This is a genomic window from Acinetobacter sp. AS167 (genome assembly GCF_037152175.1).
Taxonomy (GTDB): Bacteria; Pseudomonadota; Gammaproteobacteria; order Pseudomonadales; family Moraxellaceae; genus Acinetobacter.
The window spans coordinates 88,308-107,199 of sequence record NZ_JBBCMP010000006.1; the positions used below are offsets into that span (position 1 = coordinate 88,308).

Annotated in this window: 14 protein-coding genes; 5 read left to right on the plus strand and 9 right to left on the minus strand. The window is 38.7% G+C overall.

Going from position 1 to position 18,892, the window contains the following annotated elements; translation table 11 throughout:
• On the plus strand, positions 1 to 1,467 hold the full coding sequence (locus WFN33_RS11910; RefSeq protein WP_336953355.1) for an amino acid permease: 1,467 nt from the start codon (positions 1 to 3) through the stop codon (positions 1,465 to 1,467).
• Positions 1,468 to 1,861: 394 nt separating this feature from the next.
• Entirely contained in the window at positions 1,862 to 3,067 is a 1,206-nt protein-coding gene (locus tag WFN33_RS11915; protein ID WP_336953356.1) for an RtcB family protein, read from the plus strand.
• A 75-nt stretch (positions 3,068 to 3,142) separates the two neighbouring features.
• On the opposite strand, the gene WFN33_RS11920 is transcribed toward WFN33_RS11915, so the two are convergent.
• The 3 genes from WFN33_RS11920 to omp38 form a co-directional block, all read right to left on the minus strand.
• Positions 3,143 to 3,673 carry a cysteine peptidase family C39 domain-containing protein gene (locus WFN33_RS11920; RefSeq protein ID WP_336953357.1) on the minus strand — a complete coding sequence of 177 codons (531 nt, stop codon included), beginning with the start codon at positions 3,671 to 3,673 and terminating at the stop codon, positions 3,143 to 3,145.
• A gap of 75 nt (positions 3,674 to 3,748) precedes the next feature.
• Positions 3,749 to 4,204: an OmpA family protein gene (locus WFN33_RS11925; protein ID WP_336953358.1), complete on the minus strand. Its 456-nt coding sequence runs from the start codon at positions 4,202 to 4,204 to the stop codon at positions 3,749 to 3,751.
• Positions 4,205 to 4,321: 117 nt separating this feature from the next.
• Positions 4,322 to 5,353, minus strand: a complete 1,032-nt coding sequence (gene omp38, locus WFN33_RS11930) for an outer membrane protein Omp38 (protein ID WP_056514838.1) — start codon at positions 5,351 to 5,353, stop codon at positions 4,322 to 4,324.
• A gap of 484 nt (positions 5,354 to 5,837) precedes the next feature.
• On the opposite strand from omp38, the gene WFN33_RS11935 reads away from it, so the two are divergent.
• Both WFN33_RS11935 and WFN33_RS11940 read left to right on the plus strand, forming a co-directional pair.
• Complete coding sequence (locus WFN33_RS11935) at positions 5,838 to 6,260, plus strand: GspH/FimT family protein (RefSeq protein ID WP_336953359.1); 423 nt, start codon at positions 5,838 to 5,840, stop codon at positions 6,258 to 6,260.
• Positions 6,261 to 6,376: 116 nt separating this feature from the next.
• A complete protein-coding gene (locus tag WFN33_RS11940) occupies positions 6,377 to 7,552 on the plus strand; it encodes a thiolase family protein (RefSeq protein WP_336953360.1) in 1,176 nt (391 codons plus the stop codon).
• A 102-nt stretch (positions 7,553 to 7,654) separates the two neighbouring features.
• Here WFN33_RS11940 and WFN33_RS11945 read toward each other — a convergent pair whose 3' ends face one another.
• The gene (locus WFN33_RS11945; protein WP_336953361.1) at positions 7,655 to 10,372 is read right to left on the minus strand and encodes a DUF2339 domain-containing protein; all 2,718 of its coding nucleotides are present in this window, start codon (positions 10,370 to 10,372) and stop codon (positions 7,655 to 7,657) included.
• 162 nt (positions 10,373 to 10,534) lie between these two features.
• On the opposite strand from WFN33_RS11945, the gene polA reads away from it, so the two are divergent.
• A complete protein-coding gene (polA, locus tag WFN33_RS11950) occupies positions 10,535 to 13,297 on the plus strand; it encodes a DNA polymerase I (protein ID WP_336953362.1) in 2,763 nt (920 codons plus the stop codon).
• A 137-nt stretch (positions 13,298 to 13,434) separates the two neighbouring features.
• On the opposite strand, the gene WFN33_RS11955 is transcribed toward polA, so the two are convergent.
• The 5 genes from WFN33_RS11955 to ppx all read right to left on the minus strand — a co-directional run bounded on the left by WFN33_RS11955 (position 13,435) and on the right by ppx (position 18,622).
• Positions 13,435 to 14,004, minus strand: coding sequence for a YggT family protein (locus tag WFN33_RS11955; protein WP_004723028.1), 570 nt, complete (start codon positions 14,002 to 14,004; stop codon positions 13,435 to 13,437).
• Positions 14,005 to 14,030: 26 nt separating this feature from the next.
• The gene (proC, locus tag WFN33_RS11960) at positions 14,031 to 14,861 is read right to left on the minus strand and encodes a pyrroline-5-carboxylate reductase (RefSeq protein WP_336953363.1); all 831 of its coding nucleotides are present in this window, start codon (positions 14,859 to 14,861) and stop codon (positions 14,031 to 14,033) included.
• Positions 14,862 to 14,876: 15 nt separating this feature from the next.
• On the minus strand, positions 14,877 to 16,238 hold the full coding sequence (gene tilS / locus WFN33_RS11965) for a tRNA lysidine(34) synthetase TilS (RefSeq protein WP_336953364.1): 1,362 nt from the start codon (positions 16,236 to 16,238) through the stop codon (positions 14,877 to 14,879).
• Positions 16,175 to 16,999, minus strand: coding sequence for an acetyl-CoA carboxylase carboxyltransferase subunit alpha (locus WFN33_RS11970; protein ID WP_336953365.1), 825 nt, complete (start codon positions 16,997 to 16,999; stop codon positions 16,175 to 16,177). The genes tilS and WFN33_RS11970 overlap by 64 nt, the downstream gene beginning before the upstream one ends.
• 102 nt (positions 17,000 to 17,101) lie before the next feature.
• Positions 17,102 to 18,622 carry an exopolyphosphatase gene (ppx, locus tag WFN33_RS11975; protein WP_336953366.1) on the minus strand — a complete coding sequence of 507 codons (1,521 nt, stop codon included), beginning with the start codon at positions 18,620 to 18,622 and terminating at the stop codon, positions 17,102 to 17,104.
• Positions 18,623 to 18,892: the final 270 nt, after the last annotated feature.

Genomic DNA, 18,892 nt, shown 5'->3' on the forward strand with positions numbered 1-18,892 from the left:
ATGAGCGAAACAGATCATCCCCAACAACTCCAGCGGAAGCTAGGAGCACGACATTTAAACATGATCGCCATTGGCGGTTCTATTGGTACAGGGTTATTCCTTGCTTCTGGTCAAACGATTGCCACAGCTGGTCCTGGTGGTGCATTACTTGCTTATGTTCTGATTGGTATCATGATTTATTTCTTGATGACCAGTTTAGGTGAACTTGCAACCCATAATCCAACATCAGGTGCATTCTTTACCTATGGTAATAAATATGTAGAAGAAGGTTTTGGTTTCGCACTGGGCTGGAACTACTGGTATAACTGGGCCATTACTGTTGCATTTGAATTGGTTGCCGTTCAATTCATCATGAAATTTTGGTTTCCCGATATCCCTGGATTTTGGTGGAGTGCGCTATTCCTTGCGATTATCTTCTTTATCAATGCATTAACTGTAAAAGGTTTTGGTGAAAGTGAATTTTTATTTTCACTGGTTAAAGTGATTGCCATCATCTTCTTTATTGTCATTGGCTTATTCATGATTGGTAAAATCATGTTAGATCCAACAGATTCAATTAGCAAAAATTGGACTGTTGGTGAAGCGCCATTTGTCGGTGGTTTTCAAGCCTTAGTCGGTGTGGCAATGATCGCTGGATTCTCTTTCCAAGGAACAGAGATGGTAGGCGTTGCAGCGGGTGAATCTAAAGATCCGAAAAAAACCATCCCTATCGCCATTAAACAAATCTTTTGGCGTATTCTTTTATTTTATATCTTGTGTATCTTTATTATTGGTACATTGGTTGCGTATACAGATCCAAACCTTGCACTTGCTGCGGAAGGTGATGGAAACATTACCCTGTCACCATTTACCCTGTTATATGAAAAAGCAGGTTTAGCATTTGCAGCGGGCTTAATGAATGCCGTGATTTTGACTGCAATTATGTCTGCTGGTAACTCAGGTATGTATTCATCAACACGTATGTTGTTCGATATGGCACGTGAAGGTAAAGCACCACGAGTTTTCTCTAAACTCGATCTTCGCGGTGTACCCATGAATGCACTGTATGCAACCACTGCAATTGCAGCACTGTGCTTCTTAACCACCTTTATTGGTGAAAGTGTCGTGTTTACATGGTTGTTAAACATGTCAGGTATGTGCGGATTTATTGTCTGGTTAGGTATCGCAATCTCACATTATCGCTTCCGTAAAGGCTATTTAGCACAAGGTTATCAACTTGAAGATTTAGCTTATCGTGCAAAATTCTTTCCTTTTGGTCCGTGGTTTGCATTTGTTCTTTGTGCCATTATTATTCTTGGTCAAAATGCAGAAGCTGTGCTTGATGGAAAATGGATGAGTGTATTGTCTACTTATATTAGTATTCCCTTGTTCCTTGTTATTTGGCTTGGTTATAAATGGAAACACAAATCCAAATTGATTGCTTATGATCAAATGGATGTACAACCGATTCAAGTCGAAAAAGAGTAAATCATTTGATATGAATAAAGCAGCTTTTTAGCTGCTTTATTATTTTTACATAAGTAATTCCACCTGAATTAAAAATTAATTTACTATGTTTTATTGACAAAGTTTTTTTTATTTATAGAATGATGCCCATTGGATAGTGTTCAATCAGAATTTTCACCCTTGATTTTAAATCAAAAAATATAGGAGTACGACATGCATCAATTTGAGAAAACTTTAAAGTAAGATTAAGCAGTCGTCTACTCACGGGCACTGAATTAATCAAAGTGTCCGAATGTCAGTCAAACCTAGCATTCGCTAGGTTTTTTTATTGTCTTTAAAATCTGAATAGATCATTGCTTTGACAATAGAATTTTAACCACCTTCGGACAATAAAAAATTTGCTTCGAGAAAAAAAATGAGCATACAAATGATTTTAAACGCCAAAGCAGAATATGGCGTTCCTGTAAAAATTTATACAAAAGATGTGGATGAAGAAAGCTTAACGCAATTGCGAAAAATGGCACAATTACAATTTATTCATTCGCATATCGCAGTCATGCCAGATGTACATTTAGGTAAAGGTGCAACAGTGGGAAGTGTTATTCCAACCAAGAATGCCATCATTCCTGCTGCGGTTGGCGTGGATATCGGTTGCGGTATGAATGCATTAAGACTTAGTCTAAAAGCATCCCAGTTGCCCGATAATTTAAGTACTTTACGCAATGCTATTGAAAGAAAAGTACCTGTCGGCTTTGAAATGCACAAACAAATCAAAGCCAAGGCTTCTACACTTTCACCCTTAGATAAAAAGCTCCAGCGAATTACAGATAAACACCCTGCTTTAAAACGTATGTTGCGCAGTTTTGATGTTACATGGCAAAAGCAACTCGGTACCCTGGGTGGTGGTAATCACTTTATTGAATTGTGTTTTGATGAAAATGAAGATATCTGGATCATGCTACATTCAGGTAGTCGTGGCTTAGGGAATGTGATTGGTACTTACTTTATCGAACGTGCCAAGAAAGAAGCGCAGCATCGTTTTGGTCACGTGCCTGATAAAGACTTGAGCTACTTTGCAGAAGGATCAACGAATTTCGATGATTATGTGGAAGCTGTAGAATGGGCACAAGAATATGCTTTTGAAAACCGACGTGAGATGATGCGTTTAATTTTAGAAGCGATCCGCCCTTTATTACCAAGTTTTCAAATGACCAAAGAAGCGATTAATTGTCATCATAATTATGTACAGAAAGAACTTCACTTTGGTGAAGATGTCTTTGTTACACGTAAAGGTGCAATTCGTGCAGGGCTCGATGAATATGGGATTATCCCCGGTTCAATGGGCGCGCAATCTTTTATTGTTAAAGGCAAAGGTAATCCAGATTCGTTTTGTTCATGCTCACATGGCGCAGGACGTAAAATGAGTCGCTCTAAAGCCAAGCATTTGTTTAATCAGCAAGATTTAATTGCACAAACAGCAGGCATTGAGTGCCGTAAAGATAAAGGTGTGGTTGATGAGATTCCAAGTGCCTACAAGGATATTCATCAAGTTATGGCCAATCAAAATGATTTGATTGATGTGGTCCATACACTAAAACAAGTATTGTGTATTAAAGGCTAAAGCCGAAATAGCCCTCAATTTTTATCACAAATCTCAGTAAATTTCGATTTACTGAGATTCACATTTTTAATTGGATTAACAATAACGTACAGGTGGAATATCGGGATAAATCACAATCACTTGCTGACAGATTCCCTCAGCTAGCCGTTGTTGCTCAAAGACCGCTTTCGGCATGGCTTCAAAATTATCATAGAAACAAATTTCCTGATCATTTATCGAATAAACCAACGAATGATTTCCAATGCCTTCTAAAGTGTCATAAAAAACAATGATATTGCACCCTTGTTCAGTATAGTCTTGAATTTCTTCATAGCTTAGCGCTGGACTGATCTGCAACTCTAACCTTTTCGCGTCTTGATAACGGACTATTTCTTTTTCATGAATATTTGAGTCTTCATCTGTATAAAAAGCGAGATCAAAACCTAATTTTTTCAACCCAACAGCTAAGCCAATCGTAAAAGTACCATCTTCTGCATCGTGATGACAAAGTTTAACCAGCTGTTGAGTATCTAACTGAATTGAGTAATTTTGCAATAACATCCAAACAGCAAAAATACCGCAATTTGATTCTAGGTCTAATAAGGCTTTAGGCAGTTGTACACTCATTCAATTTTCAAACTTGTAGAAATCACAATCAACAATTATAACGTTATAAAATTGAATTATGATGCTTTATCAAAATTACTTAATTTTTAAAGTCACTGTTACCCGTCTATTTTTTACTCGACCTTCTGCCGTTTTATTATCAGCAATTGGCTTTATTGGTCCTAAACCAAGTGTAATCAATTGCTCTGGATTCACTTGATATTCATTTAATAGAAAATCTTTCACAATATTTGCGCGTGTTAACGATACTTTATTATTTGTAGCCAAAGAGCCTGTACTGTCTGTATGACCTTCAATGTAGAGAACAAAATTTTTATTGTCTTTCAATAATTTTGAAGCAACAGACAAAGCGGGTTTATACTCAGCTTCAATATCTATCGATTTCGGTTGAAAATATATAGACAGCCCATTTTTCAATGACTTCACTTCATTTGGATATTGTTTTTGGATTGAGACACGATTTGGATTTATTGATGTCGACGTACAGGCATTTAATGCCATGAGTACCAGTCCTAAAATGATATATTTCATCGTTAACCTGTAATTATTAATTTCTGATTCAGTTTTATTTAAATATTCTATAATTATAAGGACTTTAAATAAAAAAGCGACTCAATTGAGTCGCTTTTTTATTCACTAAATAAAGGATTATTTAGTTACAGTACGGCTACCAGTGATTGTCGCGAATACACGACGGTTCATAGCACGACCTTCTTTAGTTTTGTTGTCAGCAATCGGTTGATCCCAAGCGAAACCTTGAGTAGACAAACGAGATGCATCAATGTTGTACTCGCTTACAAGCGCTGATTTAACAGAGTTAGCACGAGCTAAAGATAAACGTTCGTTTAACTTACGTGGACCAGTGTTATCTGTATGACCTTCAATACGAGCAGTCGCATTCGGGAATGTAGTTAACGCATCAGCAACTTTAGCAACTTCTGGCTTGTATTGATCTTTGATGTTTGATTTGTTTGTATCAAAGAACACACGAAGTTCCATGTTCAAATCTTCAGTAAGAACTTGTGGAGCTGGTTCAACTGGAGTTGGAGCAACTGGAACCACTGGAGCAACTTCTACTACAGGAGCAGCAGGCTTCAAGTGACCACCAAGAACTACGTTAAGACCTGCAAGAGCAGTATAGTTCCAGAATTTTTCGTCAAAGTTATAAGTACCACGAGCTTCAGTACGAAGAGATAAAGCATCGTTTAAGCGCCAGAAAGCACCAACACCAGCATTACCTAAAGTACCTTCTTCGTTGTTATGGTAAGACATGTCATCAAGTTTATACTTGTAATGACCAGCACCTAACAATACATACGGTTTGATTTTGCTGTCATAGTTTTTAGTGATCAAATCAGAAGTAGCATAAAAGTTACCGTTGATTTGAGTTTGCTTGTATTCAGAACCAGCTACGCCAGTACCGTCAAGGTCACCTTTAACTTGGTTATATTCAGCTTCAAAACCTAACCATGGAGTAAGTTCTACACCAAGTGCAGCACCAACGAATAAATCGTCTTGTAATTCAGGGCCGTTAGTTAACTCGCCTTTATCACCACCATTGTTGTGTTGAGAGTCTTGGAAAGTGTAACCAAGTAGTAAAGGTGTAACAGTTACACCAGCATTAGCAGCAGCGAATGGAGCAGCAACAAGCATAGCAAGTGCGATACGACTCAATTTCATGGATATCCTCCAGAGATAACAATTGTTGTTCAAGCTTAGCCTAAAATTTATTGGCTATCCTGAGATAAATTTTAATACCCCAGTATTATTTTTAAGCTACTCACGTTGAATCATACAAACACTTGAGGCTTTTTCCAAGTGCTTGATAACTTTAATCAAGTAAATTATTGACAAAATTACTTACAATTTCCGTTGTAATTCGGTAACATTTTACTCAATTTTTTTGCGTGGATCGCTTATCTTTTTGCTACATGCATTTTAGCAGTAAAAGAAACCGATAGTAATAAATATTTTACTACGTTAACATTTCAATTAAATTTAATAGAAAAATCATTATTTTTCAAATAAAAAACAAGACTTAACAGAAGACCTAATGATGTATTTTTATTGTAAAGAGCAAGGTCTTACCTTATTCGAACTAATTACCATAATCTGTATTATTGCAATTATCAGCTTAATCTGCTTACCGCATTATCATAATTGGATGCAGAAACAAGAGATTAGGGCTGTTTCAGCACAAATACAGCAACATGTTTCTTATGCAAGAAGTCAAGCTTTGGTCCGACATACAACTGTGGTCATTTGTTCATCTGAAGATTTAATTCAATGTGAAAAAGACAAATGGAATAAAGGATTACTTATTTTTACAGATAAAAATAAAAATAAACAGGTTGATGCTGGAGACCACATACTCCTAAAAACTGAAAATAAAATTAAATATGGCACACTGAGCTGGATTGGAAGTGCAAGCAGTAGAGATGCGTTAACTTTACAAGGTGATACTGGCCTACCCAGAGGTTCACCTGGAAGTTTCTATTATTGCAGTCAATATGATGTCGAAAATAATAAACGATACAAAATCGGACGAATGGGAGCTATAAATTTAGGACCACGACCCGAATGTTAAAAACTGTTCTCTACGGTCAGCATATATTCAATACCTAGACTTTATTCTTACACTATTTTTTATATACTGCTTAGGTTTTGGATATATTCACAGAATAATCATTTGGAGATAGAACAATGACTGACATCGTAATTGTTAATGGTGCCCGTACAGCTATGGGTGGTTTTCAAGGAAGTCTGACCAGTTTGACTGCACCTGACTTAGGTGCTGCGACAATTAAAGAAGCCATTGCCCGTGCTGGATTACAACCAAACGATGTACAAGAAGTCATTATGGGGTGTGTATTACCTGCTGGTTTAAAACAAGGTCCTGCACGTCAAGCGATGCGCAAAGCTGGCTTACCTGATACAACGGGTGCTGTAACCATTAACAAACTGTGCGGTTCAGGGATGAAAGCAGTCATGCAAGCTGCGGATTCGATCAAAGCAGGTTCGGCAGACGTCATTGTTGCTGGCGGAATGGAATCTATGACCAATGCACCGTATCTTCTTCCTAAAGCCCGCAGCGGATATCGCATGGGACACGGTGAAGTAAAAGACCATATGTTCTTTGATGGTTTAGAAGATGCTGAAACGGGTCGCCTAATGGGTTCATTTGCACAAGATATGGCAAATACAAAAGGCTATACACGTCAACAAATGGATGATTTTGCGATTCGTTCTTTACAGCGTGCACAAAAAGCTATTACTGAAGGTTGGTTTAAAGATGAAATCGTTTCTGTGACGGTTTCAAGCCGTAAAGGCGATGTTATTATTGATCAAGATGAACAACCATTTAATGCCAATATCGAAAAAATTCCTACCTTACGTCCTGCATTTGCCAAAGATGGAACTATCACGGCTGCGAATGCCAGCTCAATTTCAGATGGCGCATCTGCACTTGTATTAACTTCTGCGGATCATGCTGCTGCAAAAGGGCTCCAACCATTAGCAAAAATTGTTGCATATGCTTCAAACTCACAGCATCCATCTGAGTTTACCATTGCTCCTGTAGGTGCAATCCAAAAGGTCCTGAATAAAACCGGTTGGGATGTTCAAGATGTTGATTTATGGGAAATCAATGAAGCATTTGCGATGGTCACTATGTGCCCAATCGATGAATTTAAACTGGACGCTGAAAAAGTCAACATTCACGGTGGTGCATGTGCCCTAGGTCATCCTGTTGGTTCTACAGGTTCGCGCATTATTTTGACCTTAATTCATGCTTTAAAACGTACTGGCGGTAAAAAAGGGATTGCGGCCCTTTGTATTGGTGGTGGTGAAGCGACTGCTCTAGCAATTGAAATTCTTTAAGTATCTCAATACTTAAACTTAAAAAGAGGCATTTACTATATAGTAAATGCCTCTTTTATTTTGCTTTCAACTGAACAACCTAAATTATCACTCAATCCATAATTAATGATTTAAATTTTTCTGATCAGGAATCGGGGCAATATAAGCAATAATCAGCATCACAAAACCCGCCCCCAAGAAAGAAACCACTCGAGTTAATGTTCCAATATGTGATAAATCAAATAGCACCAATTTTAAGGTGACAATCACCAAAATACTCCCCCCTAAAATCCATAAAGGACGTAAAAACTTACGACTGGCAAAGCTCATTGCGATAAAAGCTAAGCTCACCCAAAGCAAGGTTAAGCTCAGTTGTGTAGTGGCATCTTGCCATAGACTAAGTTGATTATAAGGTGTAGCAAAATACACATGTAAAGCTCTTAAAATGATATAGCTACTCAGCCACAACAAACTTAAAACACACAGAACAGCAAGTATCCCATGGTCTATTCCCTGCTTTATACCTTGCTTAAATTGAAGATACAGCATCCAGAAAAAACCAATTAACATGGCGATACTAACCAAATCAAATGGATTTAAGATTGGTAATAAATATCCTTGAAATGCTTGCTGTGAAAATAGCTGAGAACAAATCATCCAAATCAGCATCAGTAATAAACTACTTCGCGTCTGCCAGAACATCGTCCATTCTGATTTTTTCTGAAAGAAACACCATCCACAAAACACTAAAGGTAAAATGACTACGCTGATATAAGGCATCGTTGCAATCAAGCTAAGACTGCTTAGACTTAAACTAACTAAAACACCTAAACTTAGCCATTCACTTTCAAACTGTATCCCTTTTGCAGGTCTTAACCATACTGCCGCTAGCACTAAACCTGAAACTGCGATCCCCCATCGTTCAATATCACTAGTCCATAGCAACATGCCATCTTTACTAATATCCAATAATAAAATGAGTGTAAATACATAGACAGGAATTACCCCAATCCATTTTGAAATCAACCATGTTGATCGAGCCTTTAGCCACAACATCAATTCATTCATCAACAGATAAGCGACAACCACAATCAATACAGTGTATATATATCGATTTTCTCCCTCTAGGTGATCAAGCAATAATGCAAGAATCATCGTGGTTGCAGAAATCATCAGCAGGCTTAAAAACAAGGTCGTTACTGAACTGATCTGTTTGCGAAAATCATCACGACTATTTGCCAATAACACCACAGCGATATAGCTTAAACTTAAGCACCAATACATCGTGGTTGGAAAATCAGGCAATTCAAATAAGTAATAAAGGCTTGAACAACCTGCAACAATCAACAAGGCTATCGCCATATAACGACTGATCACTGATTGTCGATATAAAGCAAAGCCAAAAATACATAAGCCTTCAACAGCCCAACCCACCACGCTCCACTGACCATGCAGAAGAATCGGTGGAATTAAAGCAATAAAGATCAATGCCAAACTAAAATAACTTTGAGAAATCAGTTGAATAGATTGATTACGTTTAGAAAGTTGGTAAATTCCTGCAAACACCACAGCAAAACCAAGGCTAAATCCAGCAAGGATAAGCTCTTGGTGAAAATACATTAAATATATAAATAAATAGCCAATTATCGGTGCCCCAAAAATCAACGCAACATCTAAACTGGGTTTAAGTTTAAATTGCTCCAGGTCCTGTTTGGCGATCAATTGACTGAATCGAAAACCAAGCCAAATGAATACGGAGAGATGTGCAAAAATGAGTATCGTGAGTAACTGTTTTTCTTGACTATACCCATAATAGAACGCATAACCACCACCAATGATGACTGTCACTAAAAATCCGATCTGATTTAAATATTTCCAAGGTCTTAAGGTACTAAGTACAGCAATTGCAATGTTAATCACTAAATAATAAGCTATCAGTTCTGCTACCGTTGCATTTCGCACAGGCAACGTAAATGGCGCAATATATGCGATAAGGACTGCCATCAATGCCAATTCCACGCTTTGCTGCTTTAAGCTTAAACTCAGTGTCAATGCCATAATTACAGCAAAACATAAACTTGCCAGATAAAGACTCGGAAGCAACTGATTGTAATAGGCAAAGAATAAGGTTAAAAATAATCCAGCAAGCCCCAACCCCTCTATTGCTAAGGCAAAACTACGATTTTTATTTTGTAGCAACACACCCAATGTGGTGATTGCTCCACTGGACAAAGCAACGATTGAAAGTTTGACTGCTAAACTTAATTGCCAATGCTCTGTCGCAAAACGTAGCAATAACACAATGCCAATCACCAAAACCAAGATCGCAACTTTTAAAACAGGATTTCCTTGAAAAATCCATTGGCGAATTTGTCCCATTAAGTTCAGGGAAGAGTCTTTATTCATCGCTATACTTTGTTTAATCGATAGCGGATGGTTTAAATCTGGGGATGTATGTTCTGAAAAGTTCAAATGTTGAATTTGTAATTGTACTTGAGTTAAATAACGCTCTAAACGGCGTAACCAGCGTAAGAAAAAGAAAATCCAAGCTGTGAGACCTAAACCAACCATCCAGCTCAAATGCAGTGTTAGCCCTACAACAGCAACAATCGAAGAAATATACAAAGGCACTTTTGAAGTGCTTTGTAATGGAAATAATGTCTGCTGTGCAATCTCTTGCAATGGATCTTGAATCGCATCAACATACTGCATCACACTCATGACAAATGCTAAACCACTGATGTATGTCAATATTCGTGCATCCAAAAACCATGCACTGACTGCAATAATGATCAACATCATTAACCAAATGATACGAATTTCACTCTGCCCTTTGAGCATATTTCATCTTTCTCGATCCTGAGTAACTCGATAATACAACAGCCTTGCTTAATGATTATGTGAATTCATCAGATATTCAGTAACACAAGGATGACTGTTGCATCTTCGCAAGCGTAAAAAATCACGTACAATAAAGCGGTTATTTGAATTAGGAAAATATCAATGCCACCATTTGTATTGGTCGATGGGTCATACTTTTTATTTCGTGCTTTTCATGCACTCCCACCTTTAACCACATCAACTGGATTACAGACCAATGCGATTCGTGGGGCAATTTCTGCAATTCAAAAACTGATGCGTCGTGTGCAACCAACACATATGGCGGTTATTTTTGACACACCTGAACCCACCTTTCGTCATGTGCTGTCACCGATATATAAAGGTGACCGTCCAAGCATGCCAGAAGAATTGTCACAACAAATTCCTTATTTGCATGCCTTGATCCGTGCTTTAGGTATTCCATTACATACGCTTCCTGGTGCTGAAGCTGATGACATTATTGGAACCTTGGCAAAACGTGCTGAAAAAGCTGGTCATCAAGTTTTGATTTCTACGGGTGATAAAGACATGGCCCAGTTGGTCACTGATAAGGTTACCCTTGAAGACAGTTTTAAAGACAAACCGATGGATGTCGATGGTGTAATCGAAAAATTTGGCGTCCGCCCAGATCAAATTATTGATTATTTAACCTTAATGGGTGATGCCTCTGATGGTATTCGTGGCGTACCGGGTGTAGGTGCAAAAACTGCCGCTAAACTGTTAAATGAGTATGGTACGATTGCTGGTATTTTGGAAAATGTTGATAATATCAAAGGTAAAGTTGGACAAAGTTTAAAAGACAATGTTGAAGGAATTACGCTTGATCATCAATTAGCAAGTATTGTTATCGATCTCGATTTAAGTTTGACCTATGATGATTTAAAGCTGTGTGAACCTGATGTTGAAGCATTGCGTAGTTTGTATACTGAACTTGAATTCCGTAATCAATTACAATCGCTTGATCATCCCAATAATCCAAATAGCCCCGCCTATAAACAAACAACTCAAAGTATTAGTAAAACCGAACAACCTGTTGAAAGTGAAATTACAGATCAAGCCACAAGTTCAAGTGTTGATGACCGTCTTGGTGAAGCCACTTATCATACTATTTTAAGTCAAGAAGCATGGGATAAGCTCTTCCAACGCTTAAGCACAGAAAAACGTTTTGCAATTGACACTGAAACCACAAGCTTAGATTATCGTATTGCTGAAATGGTTGGTTTTTCAGTAGCTTTTGATGCCAATGATGCTTATTACATCCCCTTAGCACATGATTATGAAGGTGCTCCTGAGCAACTCAATCGCGATGCGATTATTCAGCAAATCAAACCGATTCTTGAAGATCCAAGTATTGAAAAAATTGGACATCATTTAAAATATGATGCGCATATTTTTGAAAATCACGGTATTCATTTACAAGGTTGGTATTTTGACACCATGCTGGCCTCTTATGTATTGAATGCAGTGACAACACGCCATGGTATGGATGATGTTGCGCGCGTTTATCTGAGCCATTTGACCACAACTTTTGAACAAGTTGCAGGTAAAGGTGCAAAACAAAAGACCTTTAATCAAATCGAGATTGAAACCGCTGGACATTATGCAGCAGAAGATGCACATGTCACATACCGCCTATATGAAGTTCTGGAACGTAAGCTGAAAGAAATTCCTGAACTGATCAATATTTTACATCACATTGAAATGCCTGTAGCCAGTGTTTTGGCAACCATGGAAGAAAATGGGATAGAACTTGATCTAAGCTTCTTGGATCAGCTCAGTGTAGACTTTGCCAATACCATTCAAAATCTTGAAAATCAAATTATCGAAATTGCAGGCGAATCTTTTAATGTCGGTTCACCCAAACAAGTCGGTGAAGTTTTATTTGAAAAATTAGGCTTAAAAGGTGGCAAAAAAACCGCAACGGGACAATACAGTACCTCTGAAGCAGTTTTAGAAAAAATCGATCATCCAATTACTGAACTAATCATTGAGTATCGTGGTTTAACTAAGCTTAGAAGTACCTATACCGAAGCCTTAGTGAAACAAGCCAATCCCGATACCCACCGCGTCCATACCAGTTACCATCAAGCATTAACAGCAACAGGACGCTTGTCATCAACCGATCCAAACCTACAGAACATTCCGATACGTGAGGAAATTGGTCGTCAGATTCGTAAAGCCTTTATCGCACCTCAAGGTCGTGTACTTTTGGCAGCCGATTATTCACAAATTGAATTACGTTTAATGGCGCATTTCTCACAAGATGATGCTTTAGTTGATGCTTTTCAAAATGGGCAAGATGTACACCGTCGTACAGCATCTGAGGTCTTGGGTGTCGCGCTAGAAAATGTGACCTCTGATCAACGCCGCCAAGCGAAAGCTGTTAACTTTGGTTTATTGTACGGTATGTCTGAGTTTGGTTTGATTCGTCAACTGGGCTTTACTCGTGAAGAATCGCAAAACTATATTAAGCAATACTTCCACCGTTATCCGGGTATCTATGAGTATATGCAACGTACCCGCCAAGTCGCACTGGAACAAGGTTTTGTAGAAACCATTACAGGTCGTCGCTTATATACACCAGATATTGATGCTCGAAATATGATGGTGCGTAAAGGTGCGGAACGTGCTGCGATTAATGCCCCACTCCAAGGCTCTGCTGCTGAAATTATTAAAATGGCGATGATTGAAGTCAATAAAATCTTACCTCAAAATCAGGCGAAACTTTTACTTCAAGTACACGATGAATTGGTGTTTGAAGTTGATGAGGCTATTGCAGATAAATTGGCTGCACAGATTAAAGATGTGATGCAAAAGGTCGTTACCTTATCGGTACCTTTAGTTGTTGAAGTCGGTCAAGGCAAGAATTGGGGTGAAGCACATTAAGCCTTTAGACTATTCCCTAACTTTCTAGAAAAAGTTAGGGAGAGATCATCTTTTGTTGAAAACATACTCAATATTATATTTTTAATACTCACAAAAAAAGGACTCTATTGAGTCCTTTTGCTATTTAAACTGGTAAGTTAAAGGCCTGTTAACAACGCAATCGCAGCATAATCCATAACTTTTTCAGCAATGATCAATGCCAAAATCGCTAGAATTGGAGAAAGATCAATCATTCCCATATTTGGCATGATACGGCGGAACGGCGCCAATAATGGCTCGGCAAGCTCTTGAATCACTTCAATATAAGGTGATCTCGACTGGGTAAACATCACCACCCAACTAAGAATAATGGTCGCAAAAATTAAATAGCGACAAAAACGAATCAGGTCTTGGATCATGGTTACAAAAGTTAGAATGATCAAATGTACAGGACTATTAGGTATTGCACCTTGCAAGTACATCATTCCAAAAATCTTAAGCAGATATAACACCACCAGCAAAACTAATGCAGCTGTATTTACTCGCCCTTTGGCTAAAGGCGGAAAAATTCGACCAAACATATCCACAATTTTTGTCGCTTTGACTGTCGACATCACCACTGGATTGTATGGACTCACCATGGCCAATTGCATTAAAAAACGAAAGAATACGAGCAAAATCGCTACGTTAATAATAATGCCAAAAATTTGCGCAGAATTTGCACCCATACTGGAACGTTCCTAAAAATCAATAATTATTTAATGCTGTCACTTAATTCTTGAGCCAGTTCCTGACTACGCTTCTGCGCAGCAGCTAAAGCTGTCTGAATATTTTGAGAAATTTGAGCACGATCAAATACTTCTAAAGCAGCTTGTGTAGTACCGTTTGGAGAAGTCACATTTTTACGCAATTCCGATGGCGCATTTGAGCTGGTAATTGCCATTTGTGCTGCACCAAGTGCTGTCTGTAAAGTTAAAGCGGTCGCAACCTTTTCATCTAAACCCATATTTTTTCCAGCGCGAATCATGCTTTCCATCATATAGAAGAAATATGCAGGGCCTGAACCAGAAACAGCAGTCACAGCATCAATTTGCGCTTCAGAAGTCACCCAGATCGTTAAACCTGTCGAAGCAAGTACTTGTGTTGCCAATTCGCGGTCTTTAACACTGACCTCTTCTTGAGCAAAAATACCATGTGCACCAGTTTGAACCAAAGCAGGTGTATTCGGCATAACACGAACAATACGCTCACTACCCGTTAAGTCTGAAATTGTTTGAATTTCAGCACCTGCAACAATTGAGATCAATAATTTATCTTCGAGTAAACCTTTTAATGGTTTAAGCACTCCACCCAAAACTTGAGGTTTTACAGCAAAAACAACGATATCGGCGTTTTTAATTGCTGCGATATTATCGTCAGTCACATGCACATCTTTTTCTTGTAGCAATTGTCGAATATTTTCAAAGGGGTCAGAAACTGTAATACGTGTTGCAGGTAATCCACGACTCAACAAGCCACCGATTAGGGCTTGTGCCATATTCCCACCACCAATAAAAGTAATATTACAATTTAACGCTGCACTCATGAATCACGCTCGACCTTAGTTTTTTAACTCAGAGATTAAATTTGGTTGCCATCCACCCACTTCACAATATTCAGATTGCGCCAACCAAAAACCATTTGGTGTAAACACACCAAGCATAACATTATCTACACTTAATATTTGAATTGTATGACGCATCCACGGAAAAATATGTGCTTCTTGAATAGCTTTTTTCAAAGGCCAAGCACCTACTCTGCCATAAAGATGAATTTTTTCACCACCTAAACGCGGCTTTAATGTTAGCTTATGATTGAACAGTGCAAAAGCCAGGCCCATTTTAGAGCTTTCGATCTGAAACACACCAGATGTGAATTGTAGTTGTTGATGAAGCTGAAATTGAACTTCCTGTTCTTGAGGCAATTGTTTAGATTTTGACGCTAAATATTGGTTTTGCTCAATTCGGTAAAGCTGATTTTGATAGCGTAAATAATAAAAATGATTCCAATGTAAAGCGGCTTGCGCATCTGTCTTAGATTCAATTACCTCATCTTGTAGCCTTTGCACCATGTCCAAAGCTGGGCGATATGTCCCTTCACCTTTCATCCACATTGAGAGAAGTTGCCGCTGTCTAGCAGGGGAAAGTGATGCCAATTTGGCTAAATCCAATTGTGTAGGATGACCACAGAACTTTAAATCCTGCTGTACTACCTCATTGAGAATTTCATCAGCATCTTGCATTAAATAGCTAGTACGTGCCAATGCTTGCTGCATTTTAGGATAACGACTTTGCAAAATATGCCAAAGTTCATGTCTACACCATGCACGGTCATAATGTATATCTAAATTAGAAGGATCATCCACATAATCGATTTTCAGTTGCTCAACCCATTGGCAAATCTGCTCACGGGAAGTATCAAGTAAAGGCCGCCAGATCAGCAATTGATCGCGCTGATCGATGGATTGCATTGCTGATAGACCTGTAACCCCCGCACCTGACAACAAGCGTAACATTAACGTTTCGGCCTGATCTTGCTGATGGTGAGCAAGAACCAATACCTCATTTTTATCTATATGCTGAAAATAAGCCTGATAACGCACTTCACGTGCTTGATTCTCAAGATTGCCTTGAGCGACTTGAACTGGCTGAAGAATATAAGGAATATTAAGCGTTGTACATTGTTGAGCAACAAAATCAGCCCACTCATCACTGACTTTTTGCAGTTGATGGTTGACATAAATTGCACGAATTCGCTCAGGAAAAAGCTGTGCCATCAGATGTAGCAATAGCATGGAATCCATACCGCCGCTACATCCGATTAAGAAACGGGTATCTTCAGGAAATTGAGAATACTGTTTTAAGAAGCAAGACCTAAATTGTTGCTGCCAAACTTCATTAAACGTTGATAACGTGCTTCGCATCGTTCTTCCGCAGTCATTGGCTGTAATTCATCAAGCGCTTGTTTTAACACATCCTTAAGTTTTTCCATAACCTCAAAAGGATGCAAATGAGCGCCATCACCCTCATCAACCACATATTCAACAATGCCAATTTCTTTCAGTTTATTGGCAGTTAATGCAAGTGCTTCACTGGCTTGTTCAGCTTTATCCGCAGTTTTCCATAGAATCGATGCACAACCCTCAGGAGAAATCACAGAATAGATACTGTGCGAAAGCATAATGACGCGATCAGCAACACCAATCCCCAAAGCACCACCAGAACCGCCTTCACCCAAAACTGTCGCAATCACTGGCACTTTAAGGCTTGAAAGTTGCGCCAAACTTGTTGCAATTGCTTCCGCTTGACCACGCTCTTCAGCACCAATACCAGGGTATGCCCCCATCGTATCGATAAAAGTAAATACAGGAAGGTTAAAGCGTTCCGCCATATCAAGTAAGCGTTGAGACTTTCTGTACCCTTCAGGATTACACATCCCAAAGTTATGCTGTAATTTTTCACGCGTACTACGACCACGGTGTTGACCCACAACCATCACTGGTAGACCGTTAAAACGGGCCAAACCACCCACCATTGCACCATCATCACCATATAGACGATCACCATGCAAGGTATCAAATTCAGTAAAGATTTCGCCTACGTAATCCAAAAATTGCGGACGCTCAGGGTGACGTGCAATTTGAACCGTTTTCCAAGCTTGAGATTGAGCAGCTTTATTTTTCATAAGTCGAGTATTATCCCTAATTCACCGATGGATTACGCATCGGAAGTTTAGGTTTAAGTGATATGAAATGATTGATCATTCCATCATCACAAAACCTTTAAGTTAATCGATAAACTGTTCCGACTGAATATTCAATTCAATGTCCCAATGCTTAAATTGCACTTGCTCATCATGCAAATCTGCAACCAGCAATGGCCATTGTTTGGCATCACCAGAAACGCTGAGTTGCCATTGTTGCTCATTCTCTACCGCCAATTCAATGGCAGGAAGCATCTCATCGCTACGACTATGATTCAGTAAAACAGCAAGACGGAGTAACAAACACAAGTACACAAGCTTGTTGCCGCCCACTTTTAGCACTTCTACTTTGGCATCTACTCGCAATTTACGACGATGATGAGCGACCAAATGTGACAAATGGTTTTGATCAATTTGTGAAAAACCAGGAATGTCTGAATGTTGTAATAAGTAAGCACTGTGTTTTTGATAACCACTATGGCTAATGGCTAAGCCCATCTCATGCAAATAAGCAGCTCGACGCAAAAGATCACTATCATCACTGTTTAAATTTAATGTACTGGCCACGGCATTAAACAAATGTTGTGCTGTTTCTACGACGCGCTCAGCTTGTTTTGCATCTGCACCATAGCGTCCCATCATTGCCTGTACACTACGATCCCGAATATCTTCATGTTGGAAACGGCCTAATAAGTCATACATTACACCTTCACGTAATGCCCCATCAGAATATACCAGCTTATCAATATTCAAGACTTCAAAAACAGCATAAAGGATCGCTAAACCCGCAGGTAATACAGCTCGACGGTCTTCTTTTAAGCCTTCAAACTCCATATCTGAAATATTTTTAAATTTCAGCAATTTATCTTTTAACTTTTCTAAACCTTCTCGAGTAAGATTTTCTTGCTCATCACTCCAGCCCATATTGACAGCAATTTGACGACACGCTTTGATGGTTCCACTAGAACCGACCACAGTATCCCAACCCGCAGCTTTATAGGTATTTGCAATCGAAGACAATTCTTTTCGTGCAGCAACCACAGCTTTATCAAAAGCCTTGCTATTAATATCGCCCTCGGCAAAATAGGCTTTAGTAAAAGCAACACAGCCCATTTGTAAAGATTCGGTATGAATCGGCTCAAACTCTTCACCAATAATCAATTCAGTAGATCCACCACCAATATCGATCACCAGACGACGACCACTATTGACCATAGTATGCGATACACCCAAGTAAATAAGTCGGGCTTCTTCTCGTCCCGCAATAATTTCGATGGGTTTTGGCAGGATCTCAGCTGCTTTTTGAATAAATTCATGCCCATTTTTAGCTTGACGTAGCGCATTTGTCGCTACAATTCTGAGGCGAGTGGGCTGTACTGAACTTAAACGTCCAACAAAACGCGCTAAGCAAGCCAAGCCTCGTTGCTGTGCAGCTTCTGTTAAGTTTTTATTTTCATCTAATCCAGCCGCAAGCTGAACCTTTTCTGACATAGAAGCAACTTTCTTAACTTCACCATGATCCACACGAGCAATTGCCAAATGGAAACTATTTGACCCCATATCAATCGCGGCAAGTAATTCTTCATCAATCAAAAAATCAGACATTATTTATACAAACTCATACTGAATTGTTGCTTAGATTAATTCACATACACGCTTTTTAAAAGCCATTTATTTAGACAATTTGATGAGTCATTATTTTTTCAGCATATATGACAATTATGTGACAGTTTCACTGATTTTCTAAAGATCCGATTGTAAATATCGTGAGCATCAATTGGACAAACTCACAAATTAGAATGAAAATTTAAGCATCCCCCTACATTGTTAAAGATGACTATGTAATACTTATATCCATAGATAGATTCATCTTTA

What these genes read in the sequence shown, in the direction of transcription:
- WFN33_RS11945 (WP_336953361.1), bottom strand. Translation starts at nt 10,372, where the DNA reads ATGCTCAAAGGGCAGAGTGAAATTCGTATCATTTGGTTAATGATGTTG.
- WFN33_RS11920 (WP_336953357.1), bottom strand. Translation starts at nt 3,673, where the DNA reads ATGAGTGTACAACTGCCTAAAGCCTTATTAGACCTAGAATCAAATTGC.
- polA (WP_336953362.1), top strand. Translation starts at nt 10,535, where the DNA reads ATGCCACCATTTGTATTGGTCGATGGGTCATACTTTTTATTTCGTGCT.
- proC (WP_336953363.1), bottom strand. Translation starts at nt 14,861, where the DNA reads ATGAGTGCAGCGTTAAATTGTAATATTACTTTTATTGGTGGTGGGAAT.
- WFN33_RS11925 (WP_336953358.1), bottom strand. Translation starts at nt 4,204, where the DNA reads ATGAAATATATCATTTTAGGACTGGTACTCATGGCATTAAATGCCTGT.
- WFN33_RS11910 (WP_336953355.1), top strand. Translation starts at nt 1, where the DNA reads ATGAGCGAAACAGATCATCCCCAACAACTCCAGCGGAAGCTAGGAGCA.
- ppx (WP_336953366.1), bottom strand. Translation starts at nt 18,622, where the DNA reads ATGTCTGATTTTTTGATTGATGAAGAATTACTTGCCGCGATTGATATG.
- WFN33_RS11915 (WP_336953356.1), top strand. Translation starts at nt 1,862, where the DNA reads ATGAGCATACAAATGATTTTAAACGCCAAAGCAGAATATGGCGTTCCT.
- WFN33_RS11940 (WP_336953360.1), top strand. Translation starts at nt 6,377, where the DNA reads ATGACTGACATCGTAATTGTTAATGGTGCCCGTACAGCTATGGGTGGT.
- WFN33_RS11955 (WP_004723028.1), bottom strand. Translation starts at nt 14,004, where the DNA reads ATGGGTGCAAATTCTGCGCAAATTTTTGGCATTATTATTAACGTAGCG.
- tilS (WP_336953364.1), bottom strand. Translation starts at nt 16,238, where the DNA reads ATGCGAAGCACGTTATCAACGTTTAATGAAGTTTGGCAGCAACAATTT.
- WFN33_RS11970 (WP_336953365.1), bottom strand. Translation starts at nt 16,999, where the DNA reads ATGAAAAATAAAGCTGCTCAATCTCAAGCTTGGAAAACGGTTCAAATT.
- WFN33_RS11935 (WP_336953359.1), top strand. Translation starts at nt 5,838, where the DNA reads ATGCAGAAACAAGAGATTAGGGCTGTTTCAGCACAAATACAGCAACAT.
- omp38 (WP_056514838.1), bottom strand. Translation starts at nt 5,353, where the DNA reads ATGAAATTGAGTCGTATCGCACTTGCTATGCTTGTTGCTGCTCCATTC.